This is a genomic window from Caulobacter sp. P1_B12_2, from assembly GCF_056406675.1.
In genome coordinates, this window is sequence record NZ_JBFTZS010000085.1 from 1 (window position 1) to 12,637 (window position 12,637).

A 12,637-nucleotide genomic window follows, 5' to 3' on the forward strand; every position below is an offset into this window, starting at 1 on the left:
GCTGTTGCTGTTGGTCCTGACCCAGGTGGTGCTGAGCGCCCAGCTGCCGTTCGCGATCTTCCCGCTGCTGCGCTTCACCGACGACAAGGCGCTGATGGGCGTGTTCGCCAACGGGCTGGTGACCAAGACCGTGGCCTGGGGCCTGTTCGTGGTGATCTCGGCGGCCAACGGCTGGCTGGTGTTCCAGACCTTCACGGGTTGACCGCGAGCGCGCCGGCTGGTCTCTACTCAAACAAACGTTTGGGAAGAGAAACGCCATGAAAGAAGTCGCCTACGCCGACATCGCCAGCCTGGTCGGCCAGGAGATCGGGGTCTCCGACTGGGTCGAGATCAGCCAGGAGCGGGTCAACCAGTTCGCCGAGGCGACCGGCGACCACCAGTGGATCCACATCGACGTCGAGCGCGCCACCCGCGAGATCGGCGGCCCGATCGCCCACGGCTTTCTGACCCTGTCGCTGATCCCGATGCTGGGCGCGGGCATCCTGCGGGTGACCGGCGTGACGCGCGGCATCAACTACGGCTGCGACAAGGTGCGGTTCACCGGCATGGTCCGGGTCGGCAAGAAGGTGCGCATGCGCCAGAAGCTGCTCAGCGTCGAGCCCAAGGCCGGCGGCCTGCAGCTGAAGAACGAATGCACCATCGAGATCGAGGGCGAGGAACGCCCCGCCTGCGTGGCCGAGACGATCTCGATCATCTACGGCTAGAGCTCAGCCAACACGACAAAGGCCGCGGGATCGCTCCCGCGGCCTTCAGTTTCAGTCGATCGGACCAAGGCTACTTCTTGATCGCGTCGCCGATCTTGTCCTGGGCTTGGCCGACCTTGTTCTGGACGTCGCCCTTGGTCTTCTGGGCCAGGCCTTCGGCTTCCAGGCGTTCGTTGCCCGTGGCCTTGCCGGCGGCTTCCTTGACGGCGCCGACACCCTTGTCGACGGCGCCTTCTACGCGATTGGTGCTCATGACTTCACTCCTGCGGATTTGAACTCCCCCTAGAAACGGGAAGCCGGGAGCGAAGGTTCCTGTGTCGCCAATCCTACAGTGGGATGGCCTACAGTGGGATGGCCTACCGTGCGACCGCCAGGGCGGTGGCCGAGACGGCCACGGCGTTCTGAGTCGCCGCCTGGCTTTCGGGCTCGGCCGGCTTGGCGGGCTTGGCCTGGATCAGCGGCGGACCGGCCGTCTTGTCCAGCTGGGCGACGGTCTCGCGGATGTACTTGGCGTGGGTGACGATGCCGATTTCCAGGCGCTCGCCCGACAGCTCGACCTGCTGGGTCAGCATGCCGGCCACGAACTGCACCTCCTGGCTCTCGGTCGAGCCCGGCCGGCGGCGCGCGCCCTCGGCCATGAACACCGGCCCGCCCGAATTGCCGGGGAACACCGAGAAGTCCATCAGGAAGGTCGGGAATACGCTGGCCGGGGCCAGCGGATAGGACGCCACCCGCCCGGACCGCAGGATCGGGAAGCCGGCCGGGTTGGCCGACAGGCCGCGTGGAAAGCCCAGGGCCATCATCTCGTCGCCCGGGCCCAGGCCGTACTTGTTGAAGGTGTCGTCCTGAGCCAGCCAGGCCAGGGGGATCGCCGCCTTGGTGAACTCCGCCGGGGCCTCGACCTCGATGGCGGCGACGTCGCGGGTGGGATGCTTGACCCACAGGGCGTGGTCGCCGTCGCGGATCTTCAGGGTGTGGGGATCGTAGCGCCAGACGCCGTCGGCGCTCTGGATGCGATAGCCGATCTTGGCCGAGACGCCGGGCATCTTGTCGAAGACGTGGGCGGCGGTGACCAGGATGGTGCGGGGACGGCCGTCGGGGGTCGGGTCCTCGATCAGGAAGCCGGTGCCGACCGTGCGTGATCCGTCACCGAGCGGCTGTTCAAGCTGCACGGTCGCCCGGATCAGATCGACCGACAGGTCCCAAGCCATCTAAACCCTCACGCCCCGGATTCACACTACACGAGGGTCAGTTTGACCAGCGTCGTCTAGGCGCACAAGTTGGCGTTCTGACGCATGACGGGGGAAAAACTCACCATGAACCGGCGCAAAATGATGACGAGCGCGGCAGCCGTCATTACGTCGGTATCGGTGATCCCCCCCGAGAACGCCTTATCCGAGAGCATGATGTCAGAGTCGCCCCTTCCTGTCCCGCCTGTCGCCCACAAGATTCCCCAGCGCACCGAGCAGCTCGGCCGCGTCCGCGTCGACGACTACGCCTGGATGAAGGACGACAACTGGCAGAAGGTCTTGCGCGACCCGACGCTGATCAAGCCGGAGGTCAAGGACCACCTGACCGCCGAGAACGCCTATGTGAAGGCCATGCTCGCCTCGACGGAAGGTCTGCAGGCGGCGATGTTCGAGGAGATGAAAGGCCGCATCAAGGAGGACGACGCCTCCGTCCCCGCCCCCGACGGCCGGTTCGAATATTATTCGCGCTTCAACATCGGCGGCCAGCACCCGATCTTCGCGCGTCGACCGAAGGGCCACACCACCGGCGAGGAGGTCCTGCTCGACTGCGACGCCCTGGCCAAGGGCAAGGCCTACAGCCAGGTCAGCGCCGCCGACCACAGCCCAGACCACAAGCTGTTCGCCTATGCCGAGGACGCGCAGGGCTCCGAGGTCCACCACATCTATGTGAAGGACCTGGCGACCGGCGAGATCTTGAAGGAGCCCGTCGAGAGCAGCACCGGCGACTTCGCCTGGTCGCCCGACTCGGCCTGGCTGTTCTGGACCCACCGCGACGACAACGGCCGGTCCGACAAGATCTATCGCCGCCCGGCCCGCGGCGGGTTGAAGGACGACGTGCTGGTCTATGACGAGCCCGACGACGGCTTCTTCGTCAGCGTGGGCACGACCGGCTCGGACGCCTTCATCCTGATCAGCGCCGGCGACCACGAGACCTCCGAGACCCTGCTGATCCCCGCGTCGGACCCGACCGCCGAGCCGAAGGTGTTCGAACCCCGCACTGTGGGCCTGCGCTATTCGGTCGAGCACTGGGACGGCCGTTTCGTCATCCTGACCAACGCCGACGAGGCCATCGACTTCAAGCTGGTCGAGGCCCCGGTCGCCACGCCGGGCCGCGCCCACTGGAAGGACTTCGTCCCGCACAAGCCGGGCCACTTCATCACCGGCCTGGCCGCCTACAAGAACCACCTGGTCCGCGTCGAGCGGGTCAACGCCAACACCCGCATCGTCATCACCGACCGCGCCAGCAAGGCCGAGAACCCGATCGTCATCGACGAGGAGGCTTACGTCCTGAGCCTGGAGGGCGGCTACGAGTTCGACACCTCAGTGATGCGCTATGTCTATCAGTCGCCGACCACGCCCCGGCAGTGGTTCGACTACGACATGGCCACGGGCGCCAAGACCCTGCGCAAGACCCAGGAGATCCCGTCCGGCCACGATGCAGCCGCCTATGTCACCCGGCGGCTGTACGCCAAGGCTCCGGACGGCGCGCAGGTGCCCGTCACCGTGCTGATGAAGAAGGACACGCCGCTGGACGGCACGGCGCCGCTGCTGCTGTACGGCTATGGCAGCTACGGCATGTCGATGGATCCGTCGTTCTCGATCCGCAATCTCAGCCTGGTCGACCGCGGCTGGATCTGGGCCACGGCCCATATCCGCGGCGGCTCGGAAAAGGGCTACGGCTGGTTCCTGGACGGACGCAAGTTCACCAAGAAGAACACGTTCACCGACTTCATCGCCTGCGCTGAACACCTGCACGACGCGGGCTACGGCGCGGCGGGCCGCACGGTGGCCTATGGCGGCTCGGCCGGCGGCATGCTGATGGGCGCGGTCGCCAACCTGCGGCCCGACCTGTGGTCTGGCGTCATCGGGGCGGTGCCGTTCGTCGACGTGCTCAACACCATGAGCGACACCTCCCTGCCCCTCACCCCGCCCGAATGGCCCGAATGGGGCAATCCGCTGGAGGACAAGGAGGCCTACGACTACATCGCCAGCTACTCGCCGTACGACAACGTGGCGGCCAAGGCCTATCCGGCCGTGCTGGCCACCGGCGGCCTGTCGGACCCGCGCGTCACCTATTGGGAGCCCGAGAAATGGGCCGCCAAGCTGCGCGACCACACCACCAGCGGCGCGCCGATCCTGCTCAAGATCAACATGGAAGCCGGCCACGGCGGGGCTTCGGGCCGGTTCGACTTCCTCAAGGAGATCGCCCTGGATTATGCGTTCGCCGTGTGGGCGACGGAAAAGGGATGGGCCAAGGCGTGAGCGTCATCATCCGCCCCTCAACCGACGCCGACCTCGCCGGCATCACCGCCATCTACGGCTGGAACGTCCTGAACGGCCTGGGCACCTTCGAGGAGATCCCGCCGGACGAGGCCGAGATGGGCCGCCGGCGCGCGTCGTTTCTCGACAAGGGTCTGCCCTATCTGGTCGCCGAACAGGACGGCGCGGTGCTGGGCTACGCCTATGCCGGTCCGTTCCGGCTGCGCGCGGCCTATCGCTACACCGTCGAGGACAGCGTCTATGTCGGCCCGGACGCGGTCGGCAAGGGCGTCGGCAAGGCCCTGCTGTCGGCGCTGATCGAGGCCTGCGAGGGCCTGGGCCTGCGCCAGATCTGCGCGGTGATCGGCGACAGCGGCAACGCCGCGTCGATCGCCCTGCACGCCGCCCTGGGCTTCGAACGGAAGGGCGTCTTCCCCGACATGGGTTACAAGTTCGGCCGCTGGGTCGATCTGGTCTGGATGCAGCGCCCCCTGAACGGCGGCGGCTCGCGCGAGCCTGACGCGCCGGGCATGGCTTTGAGCGGGGTCTAGGGGCGTGCGGCGCGATCCTCCCACGGTCGCCGGCCGCTTCAACCTGTTTCGATGCCGCGTGGCCGGCGTCGACGCGGTCGAGGCGGAAACCCGCCATGCCTTTTCTCGCCACACCCACGAGACCTTCGGCGTCGGGGTGATCGGCCGCGGCGCCCAGACGTCCCTGAGCGGCCGGGGCGTGGTCGAGGCCGGGGCCGGCGACATGATCACCGTCAATCCCGGCGAGGTTCACGACGGCGCGCCGATCGGCGAGGCCGGGCGCGCCTGGCGCATGCTCTATTTCGACCAGGCCGTGATCGCCGACGCGGTGCGCGACATGAGCCAGGGCAAGGTCGAGACCCGCGAGTTCGCCCATCCCGTCGTGCGTGACGCCCGCTTCGCCCGTCGCTTCCAGCGACTGTTCGCCAGCGTGACCCAGGGCGCGGAACAACCGCCGGCTATGCGGTCGGAGGAACGGCTGCTCCAGTTGCTGGCGGGCCTGCTGAGCGACACCGGCGCGGCGGACGGCGCGGCGGTCCCTCGCGGCGTCGGACACGCCCGGAGCCTGATCGACGACGATCCCACCGCGGCCCTGTCGCTGGACGACCTAGCGCGCGCAAGCGGCCTTGGCCGTTTCCAGGTGCTGCGCGGCTTTGCCCGAGCCACCGGCCTGACGCCGCACGCCTACCTCATCCAGCGCCGCATCGATCTGGCGCGGCGGCTGATGAAAGGCGGCGCGCCCCTGGCGCAAGCCGCCGCCGCCAGCGGCTTCGCCGACCAGAGCCACATGACCCGGATCTTCGTCCGCAAGTATGGGATCACGCCGGGCGCCTATGCGCGGGCCATGGCCTGAGCGCCTCTCGCCGACCTGCAATTTCGTTCAAGCCTGGGCCGACGGCGACGCCCTATCCCTGCTGACGCCGCTCGCCCGCGGCGCGGGACCAGGCCATGACGGACACCAGCGACACCAGAACCATCCGCCCGTGCGGAACGCATGAATCCGGCCGGATGCTGGAGATCATCAATGCGGCCGCCCAGGCCTATCGCCCCGTGATCCCGCCCGATCGCTGGCACGACCCCTACATGCCCGCCGCCGAACTGGAGGGCGAGCTGGCCGCCGGGGTCGTGTTCTGGGGCTGCGAGGTCGGTGGCGCGCTGGTCGGGGTGATGGGCCTGCAGGCGGTGCGGGACGTCGATCTGATCCGCCATGCCTATGTGCTGCCCGACCACCAGGGCCAGGGGATCGGCGCGGTCCTGCTGGATCATCTGATGGCTCGCGCGGCGCGACCGATCCTGATCGGGACCTGGGCCGCCGCCGACTGGGCGATCCGCTTCTACGAACGGCATGGCTTTCGCCTCGTGCCGCCGGGGCGCAAGGCCGACCTGCTTCGCGCCTACTGGACCGTGCCGGAGCGCCAGATCGAAACCTCGGTCGTCCTGGAGCGCGCGTCGCAGCACGGGTGAACGGCCCGGCGGACTCGTGGCTTGCCCTCGCCGCCGCGCCTGCCTAGGTTCCGCACATGCGCGGCCTTCGCACCTTGATGCTGATCCTGCTGGCGGCGGTCTTCGCCGTCGGCGGGCCGCTGCGCGCCCTGCCCTGTCACGCCGAAGTCGTGCCGCCCTGCCACGAGACGGCGGCGGACATGGGCGAGATGGCCGGCATGGCCCACGACAAGGCCCCGGCCCACAAGCCCAAGCCCGACGCCCTGGCCATGAGCTGCTGCGCGGGCTGCCTGCCCGCCGCCGCCCGCGACGTCGCCCAGCCCGCGACACCGGGCGCCGTCGTCCGCATCGCCTTCGCGCCGATCAGCCAAGCCGTCGACGGCCTGAGCCTCGCGCCGGAACACGACCCTCCCAGACCCCTCGCCTGAAGCCTTCCGCGCGGCCGCCGCGCGGATCATTGTTTCCTTGCTTCAGAAAGGTCGGTCCCGATGACCACCCAGACTTTCCGCGCGCGCCTGCTGGCCTGCGCCGCCCTCGCCGCGAGCCTCGGCCTCGCCTCGCCCGCGCTTGCTCAGGCGCACGACCACCATGCCATGGACGATGCTTCGGCGCCGCCCCCGCCCATCGACCCCTGCGATACCGGCGAGGCGCTCGACTGCGGAATCAACCTGATGGGCTTCATGCACAGCCCGCTCGGCGCCTACCGCATGAACCGCGACGCCTCCGGCACCAGTTGGCAGCCTGACGCTTCGCCGCACGACGGGATCATGGTCCATACCGACAACGGCTGGATGCTGATGGGGCACGCCCTGTTCAATGGCGTCCATGACAGCCAGGGCGGACCGCGCGGTGGCGACAAGACGTTCCTGGCCGGCATGGTGATGGGCATGGCCCAGCGCCCGCTCGGCGAAGGAACCCTGGGCTTCAAGGCCATGCTCAGCCCCGACCCCTTCATGGGCAAGAGCGGCTATCCCCTGCTGCTGGCCACCGGCGAGACGGCCGACGGCCAAACGCCGCTGGTCGACCGCCAGCATCCGCACGACCTCTTCATGGAGCTGTCGGCCAGCTACAGCCGGCCGTTGGGCGGCGGTTTCGACGGCTATCTCTACGGCGGCCTGCCCGGCGAGCCGGCGTTCGGTCCGCCGGCCTTCATGCACCGCCAGGCGGCCATGGACAGCCCCGAGGCGCCGATCACCCACCACTGGTTCGACTCGACCCACATCACCTTCGGGGTGGTGACGGCCGGGGTGTCTCGCGCCGACTGGAAGGTCGAGGCCAGCGCCTTCCGCGGGCGGGAACCCGACCAGCATCGCTACGACATCGAGACCGGCCGACTGGACAGCGTCGCCACTCGCGTTTCATGGAATCCGACCCCGAACTGGGCCCTGCAGGCCAGCTGGACGCGGATCAACAGCCCCGAGGCCCTGGAGCCCGACGACGACGAAGCCCGCACCTCGCTCAGCGCCCTCTATGCCCGCCCGTTCGGGAACGACGGCTCGCTCAGCGCCACCCTGGCCTGGGCCCGCAAGGATCGCATTCCCGGCGACGCCTTGCAGGCCTGGCTGTTCGAAGGGGCCGTGAAGCCAGACCAGCGCTGGACCGTCTTCACCCGCGCCGAACAGGTGGAGCAGGACGAACTGGCCGGCCATCACGGCGGCGTGGCGACCGTGCGCAAACTGTCGGTCGGCGCGATCTACGACGTGCCGCTGTCGGACAGCGTCAAGCTGGGCTTCGGCGGCCTGGCCAGCGCCTTCGATGCGCCCGCGGCGCTAGGCTATGACGAGCCGACGGGCGGCATGGCCTTCGTGAGGTTGAAGATAGGCTAGTCTCTTGACCGCCGCTCAACTTAAGGTCTTGCTGAGGTCAAACTCGGAGACCTTGTGATGATCAGCGGTCTTTTGGCCGCCGCGGCGATGACCGCGGCGGCGCCCCCGGCGCTTGAAACCCCCGACACCCTGGACGGGGCCAATCTGCGCGGGGCGATGGAGGCCGCGCGGAAGGCGCCGGCCGCGGCCCCGCTGGCGGGGCGCCCTTTTCGGATCGTCATTCCCTTCGTCGACGGCCGCAAGCGCGACATCAAGACGTTCCAGAGCCCGGCGCGCTGGACCTACGACTATCGACGTCACGTCCTGAAGGTGATCATCGGCCTGGGCGAGCTGACCTCGACCAACTACGACCGGTTCGACAAGCAGGGGCTGGAAGCCCTGCCGCCGCTGCAGACCGTGTTCTTCAACGCCGACGAGATCCACAACGACGTCTTCATTCACAAGTACGAGCGCGAGCGCAATTACAGCGAGGAAGCCGCGATCGCGACCATCGTCACCAACTACGGTCTGGCGGTTCCGTACGCCAAGGGCGCCTCGGCCCTGCCGGCCCGGTTCGAGCCGCTGATGATCTACGAGACCCAGCTGGACCAACGCGACCTGCGGGCGCGGGTCAAGGGCATGACCCTGGTGATCGAAGGCCATCTGACCGCCTTGGGCCAGCAGCCGGAGGTGTTCTGCGGCGACTACAACGGCACGCTCGCGGCGCGCGACACCAACAACACGCTGAAACTGGTGGTCACCGCCCATCAGTGCTTCGTGACGGCGCGGATCGACAGGGTCGCGGTGACGGACCGCGAAAACACCCCGATCACCGCCTGGGGCCCGCCGGCCGACCGCTGAACGGCCCGTCCCACGCGCACAGATCAAGAAAAACCCCCGCCGTCGCCGGCGGGGGTTTTGCATTTCCAGACCGTGAGAGCGGTCGGATCAGCCCTTGCGGCCGCGCGGGGCCTTGGCCTTGCGACCGCCTTGACCCAGGCCCAGGGCCTTGGCCATGGCCGAGCGCGCTTCGCTATAGGCCGGAGCGGTGGTCGGATAGTCGTTGGGCAGACCCCACTTGGCCTTGTATTCGGCGACGGTCATGCCGTGCGTGGTCAGGTGACGCTTCAGCGTCTTGTAGGGCTTGCCGTCCTCGAAGCTGATCAGGGCGTCGGGCGTAATGCTGCGACGGATCTGAGCCGGCGTAGCCTTCGTAACCGCTTCGACGGGAGCCGCTTCGGGAGAACCAATACCAGCCAGAGCATCGTGAGTGGCCCGGATCAAGGCCGGCAGATCGGAGACCGACGTGCTGTTATTGGCCACGTAGTTGGCGACGATCTCGGCGGTGAGCTCGATCAGGGTAGCTTTGTCTTCCACGAGTGTCTCTCCGGTGGGTATTTGACTTGGAAATACACCCGCCCTGTCGAAATACAAGTACTCAATCCGGGTAATCGTGCTTGCCAAGGCCTTAAGCCAAGCGAATCTTGAGAACAGCAACGAGAAAATCGCCCCGGCTCTAAACCATGAGAAGCGGTCGAGGCCTTGTTAGCCGGTCCCTGACCAGCCCTTCCAGACCGATGTTGCTCGAACAAAAGTTTCAGCATCGCAATGATTCGTGGCGCGCGCAGATCAGGTAAAGATCTGCTTCCTTGGGAAGGCGCGCCTTGTCGAAGCTGGGCCTTGGCCTTGAAACACAAAGACTTGTCGGCGCCGGACCGATTTGAGCGACGATGAGTCATCACGAGCGCCATCTTGGCTTTCGAGGATCAAGGTCGGCCGCAAGGCGCCAGAAGAACTTCAAGCCGCGGCGTCCGCGCCGACCTTGTCGGCAAGCGCGCGCCGGCCAGAATCTCAGGCGTGAGACAGGCAGGCTAATTTCTGTGGAAAACTGCGACTCGGCGTCAGAACACGAGCCCGCGGCCGGGCAAGACCGGCGGGGCCGCCAAGGCGGAAGATGATTTTGCAAAGAAGAGTGTGGCTGGGGAACTAGGACTCGAACCTAGAACGACGGTACCAAAAACCGCTGTGTTACCATTACACCATTCCCCAGCAGGAACGGCAAAGCCCCGTGGGGCCCGGCGAGGCGGTGGAGATAGCGCAGGAGTCGGACGGATGCAACGCTGCTTTGAACTTCTTTTTTAACGGCGATTTTTGGCGCTTGCGAGACCGTCTAGGCGTGTCTATAAGCCGCCCTCCAAGTCGGAGTGTGGCTCAGTCTGGTAGAGCACTGCGTTCGGGACGCAGGGGTCGCAGGTTCAAATCCTGCCACTCCGACCATTCCTTTCCCGAAAATCCAAAATATACGGCATCGCGGCGTCGCCCCTTTCGGGGAGCCGGCCCGATCGCGTCCGGACCTGGACCGGCAGGTTGCGCGCTGTTCATTTGACCGCCGCGCCAGGGTCGCTACTAGCTTGCGCGACACTAGGCAGCAGGACGTCCGATGAAGCAGTTTCTCATGACCGTGGCCGGCGTTTTCGTCGGCTTGGTGTTGTTCCTGGTCGGCGTTCCTTTCCTTCTGATCGTCATGGCGGCCAGCGCCGCCCGCCCCGCCCCGGTTCCGGCTCACACGGTGCTGCAGCTGGACCTGCGCGGCGGGCTGTCCGACCAGGACTCGCAGAACCCGTTCGCGGCCTTCGGCGGCGGCGGCGGCCAATCGGTGATGTCGATCATCGAGACGATGCGCCGGGCCGAGACCGACGACAAGGTCAAGGCGGTGCTGGTGCGCCTGCCCGAAGGCGGCATGGCCCCGGCCTCGGCCGACGAGCTGCGCCTGGCCTTCAAGCACTTCCGCACGGTCGGCAAGAAACCGATCTTCGCCCACAGCCAGGGGCTCTATCCCTCGGGCCTGGTCACCTCGACCTACATGCTGGGTTCGGCGGCCAGCGAGTTCTGGATGCAGCCCGACAGCGCGCTGCAGGCGGTGGGCGCGTCCAGCGAAGAGATGTTCTTCAAGCGCTTCTTCGACAAGTACGGCGTCAAGGCCGACTACGAGCAGCGCTACGAATACAAGAACGCGGTCAATCCCTACCTCTATAGCGACTACACCCCGGCCCACCGGGAATCGACGCTGTCGTGGATGGGCTCGGTCTACACCACGGCCCTGACGACGGCCGCCCAGGACCGCAAGATCGATCCGGCCGCCCTGATCAAGACCATCGAGGCGGGCCCCTACAGCGCCGAGGAGGCCAAGGCCAAGGGCCTGATCGACCGGGTCGGCCAGGTCAAGGACGCCCAGGACGCCATGCTCTCGCGGGCCGGCAAGGGCGCCAAGCTGCTGGACTTCGACGACTACGCCTCGCGGGCCAAGCGCGCCCCGGCCAAGACCGGCCCGACCATCGCCGTCGTCTCGGCCGAGGGCGCGATCATGACCGGCAGCGGCGAAGGCGGTTCGCCGTTCGGCGGCGACAGCACGATCTATTCCGACCAGGTCGCCAAGGCGCTGTACGACGCGATCGACGACAAGGACGTCAAGGCGATCGTGTTCCGGGTCTCCTCGCCCGGCGGCTCGGATACGGCCTCGGAGCAGATCCTGGCCGCCGTGAAGGCCGCCAGGAAGGCCAATAAGCCCGTCGTGGTCTCCATGGGCACCTATGCGGCCTCGGGCGGCTACTGGATCAGCTCGGGCGCTTCGGCGATCGTCGCCGAACCCACCACCCTGACCGGCTCGATCGGCGTGTTCGGCGGCAAGTTCGCCATCGGCGACGCCCTGGCCCGGTTCGGCGTCGACACCCGCCAGGTCCACGTCGGCGGCGACTATGCCGGCGCGTTCGGCACGGGACAGGAATTCACCCCCGACCAGCGGGCCAAGTTCTCGGCCTGGATGGACCGCATCTATGCCGGCTTCATCGGCCGGGTCGCCGAGGGCCGCAAGCTGCCCGTCGAGCGGGTGCGCGAGATCGCCAAGGGCCGGGTCTGGACCGGCGTCCAGGCCAAGCAGCTGGGCCTGGTGGACGAACTGGGCGGCTTCTACGAGGCCGTCGACAAGGCCAAGAGCCTGGCCGGGATCAAGGGCGAGGTGAAGCTCAAGAAGATCGGCGGCGCCAACTCGCCGTTCGAGGCGCTGGAGAAGGTGCTGGGCGTCAGCGAGACCTCGATGCGCACCCTGGCCGCCTCGGCCTGGCTGCTGGGCGATCCGCGCTCGCAGTCGATCATGGACGAGATGGCCAAGGCCCGGCTGCGCTCGACGCCCAGCGGGGCCTCGGTGATGGCCGACACGCCGATCCGCTAGGCTTCAGCCTCGCCGGCAAGACCAAGGGCCGTCCGGGCGACCGGGCGGCCCTTTTTCGTGCGGCGAACGCTTGCCCCCTACGGGTCGCTTCGCGACCGTCTTCCCCCATAGGCGAAGAGGAATCGGTGCGCGGGCGTCCTCCGCCCCCCATGGGGGCGGACAGACCGCGAAGCGGTCAGGTGGGGGCAAGTCGGTGTGATCTCACGCCAAAGGCCATGAGTTGATGGGAAGGGTGCGAAGCGCCCGGGCCTCGCCCGGATGATTTGCAGTTTGAATACCGTTTCGACGAAGACGAGCGCCTCGCGCCATCGTTATCCGGAAGCCCGCGACGCTGAGCCCTGTTAGGGCCTCGCCGCCTTGAAGCCTCCGACGGGCGGGCCAGGGCAACGCCCCTGGTCCCGGACCGCGAGCGCGTCAC

At 67.6% G+C, this 12,637-nt stretch carries 12 protein-coding genes, 2 tRNA genes and 1 pseudogene; 11 read left to right on the plus strand and 4 right to left on the minus strand.

The features are described from left to right. On the plus strand, window positions 1–202 hold a 202-nt coding region (locus tag AC1DZ6_RS07605; protein ID WP_477096590.1), incomplete at its 5' end, for a divalent metal cation transporter. Window positions 203–257: 55 nt separating this feature from the next. After that, window positions 258–704, plus strand: coding sequence for a MaoC family dehydratase (locus AC1DZ6_RS07610; protein ID WP_477096591.1), 447 nt, complete (start codon window positions 258–260; stop codon window positions 702–704). A 77-nt stretch (window positions 705–781) separates the two neighbouring features. On the opposite strand, the pseudogene AC1DZ6_RS07615 reads toward AC1DZ6_RS07610, so the two are convergent. Then, window positions 782–957, minus strand: a pseudogene (locus AC1DZ6_RS07615) (CsbD family protein); the annotation flags it as partial. A gap of 103 nt (window positions 958–1,060) precedes the next feature. Then, window positions 1,061–1,915 (minus strand): trypsin-like serine peptidase, encoded by an 855-nt coding sequence (locus tag AC1DZ6_RS07620; RefSeq protein WP_477096592.1) that lies wholly within the window; start codon window positions 1,913–1,915, stop codon window positions 1,061–1,063. Window positions 1,916–2,110: 195 nt separating this feature from the next. Between AC1DZ6_RS07620 and AC1DZ6_RS07625 the strand changes: the two genes are divergently transcribed. The 7 genes from AC1DZ6_RS07625 (at window position 2,111) to AC1DZ6_RS07655 (ending at window position 8,852) form a co-directional block, all read left to right on the plus strand. After that, window positions 2,111–4,216 carry a S9 family peptidase gene (locus tag AC1DZ6_RS07625; protein WP_477096593.1) on the plus strand — a complete coding sequence of 702 codons (2,106 nt, stop codon included), beginning with the start codon at window positions 2,111–2,113 and terminating at the stop codon, window positions 4,214–4,216. Beyond that, a complete protein-coding gene (locus tag AC1DZ6_RS07630) occupies window positions 4,213–4,764 on the plus strand; it encodes an N-acetyltransferase family protein (protein WP_477096594.1) in 552 nt (183 codons plus the stop codon). The genes AC1DZ6_RS07625 and AC1DZ6_RS07630 overlap by 4 nt, the downstream gene beginning before the upstream one ends. A 4-nt stretch (window positions 4,765–4,768) precedes the next feature. Beyond that, a complete protein-coding gene (locus tag AC1DZ6_RS07635) occupies window positions 4,769–5,596 on the plus strand; it encodes an AraC family transcriptional regulator (RefSeq protein ID WP_477096595.1) in 828 nt (275 codons plus the stop codon). Window positions 5,597–5,691: 95 nt separating this feature from the next. Next, window positions 5,692–6,207, plus strand: coding sequence for a GNAT family N-acetyltransferase (locus tag AC1DZ6_RS07640; protein WP_477096596.1), 516 nt, complete (start codon window positions 5,692–5,694; stop codon window positions 6,205–6,207). A 56-nt stretch (window positions 6,208–6,263) separates the two neighbouring features. Continuing rightward, window positions 6,264–6,614, plus strand: a complete 351-nt coding sequence (locus AC1DZ6_RS07645) for a hypothetical protein (RefSeq protein WP_477096597.1) — start codon at window positions 6,264–6,266, stop codon at window positions 6,612–6,614. A 60-nt stretch (window positions 6,615–6,674) separates the two neighbouring features. After that, the gene (locus AC1DZ6_RS07650; protein WP_477096598.1) at window positions 6,675–8,012 is read left to right on the plus strand and encodes a hypothetical protein; all 1,338 of its coding nucleotides are present in this window, start codon (window positions 6,675–6,677) and stop codon (window positions 8,010–8,012) included. A gap of 57 nt (window positions 8,013–8,069) precedes the next feature. Next, on the plus strand, window positions 8,070–8,852 hold the full coding sequence (locus AC1DZ6_RS07655) for a hypothetical protein (protein ID WP_477096599.1): 783 nt from the start codon (window positions 8,070–8,072) through the stop codon (window positions 8,850–8,852). Window positions 8,853–8,939: 87 nt separating this feature from the next. Here AC1DZ6_RS07655 and AC1DZ6_RS07660 read toward each other — a convergent pair whose 3' ends face one another. Both AC1DZ6_RS07660 and AC1DZ6_RS07665 read right to left on the minus strand, forming a co-directional pair. After that, window positions 8,940–9,368, minus strand: a complete 429-nt coding sequence (locus AC1DZ6_RS07660) for a Ros/MucR family transcriptional regulator (RefSeq protein ID WP_477096600.1) — start codon at window positions 9,366–9,368, stop codon at window positions 8,940–8,942. 598 nt (window positions 9,369–9,966) lie between these two features. Continuing rightward, window positions 9,967–10,040: transfer RNA gene (locus tag AC1DZ6_RS07665), tRNA-Gln, on the minus strand. 151 nt (window positions 10,041–10,191) lie between these two features. Between AC1DZ6_RS07665 and AC1DZ6_RS07670 the strand changes: the two genes are divergently transcribed. Both AC1DZ6_RS07670 and sppA read left to right on the plus strand, forming a co-directional pair. Then, window positions 10,192–10,268 (plus strand) — tRNA-Pro (locus AC1DZ6_RS07670). A gap of 163 nt (window positions 10,269–10,431) precedes the next feature. Next, entirely contained in the window at window positions 10,432–12,219 is a 1,788-nt protein-coding gene (gene sppA / locus AC1DZ6_RS07675) for a signal peptide peptidase SppA (protein ID WP_477096601.1), read from the plus strand. The last annotated feature ends 418 nt before the right edge of the window (window positions 12,220–12,637 follow it).

Coding starts and splice junctions, on each gene's coding strand:
- AC1DZ6_RS07610 (WP_477096591.1), top strand. CDS start 258: ATGAAAGAAGTCGCCTACGCCGACATCGCCAGCCTGGTCGGCCAGGAG.
- AC1DZ6_RS07620 (WP_477096592.1), bottom strand. CDS start 1,915: ATGGCTTGGGACCTGTCGGTCGATCTGATCCGGGCGACCGTGCAGCTT.
- AC1DZ6_RS07625 (WP_477096593.1), top strand. CDS start 2,111: ATGTCAGAGTCGCCCCTTCCTGTCCCGCCTGTCGCCCACAAGATTCCC.
- AC1DZ6_RS07640 (WP_477096596.1), top strand. CDS start 5,692: ATGACGGACACCAGCGACACCAGAACCATCCGCCCGTGCGGAACGCAT.
- AC1DZ6_RS07645 (WP_477096597.1), top strand. CDS start 6,264: ATGCGCGGCCTTCGCACCTTGATGCTGATCCTGCTGGCGGCGGTCTTC.
- AC1DZ6_RS07650 (WP_477096598.1), top strand. CDS start 6,675: ATGACCACCCAGACTTTCCGCGCGCGCCTGCTGGCCTGCGCCGCCCTC.
- AC1DZ6_RS07655 (WP_477096599.1), top strand. CDS start 8,070: ATGATCAGCGGTCTTTTGGCCGCCGCGGCGATGACCGCGGCGGCGCCC.
- sppA (WP_477096601.1), top strand. CDS start 10,432: ATGAAGCAGTTTCTCATGACCGTGGCCGGCGTTTTCGTCGGCTTGGTG.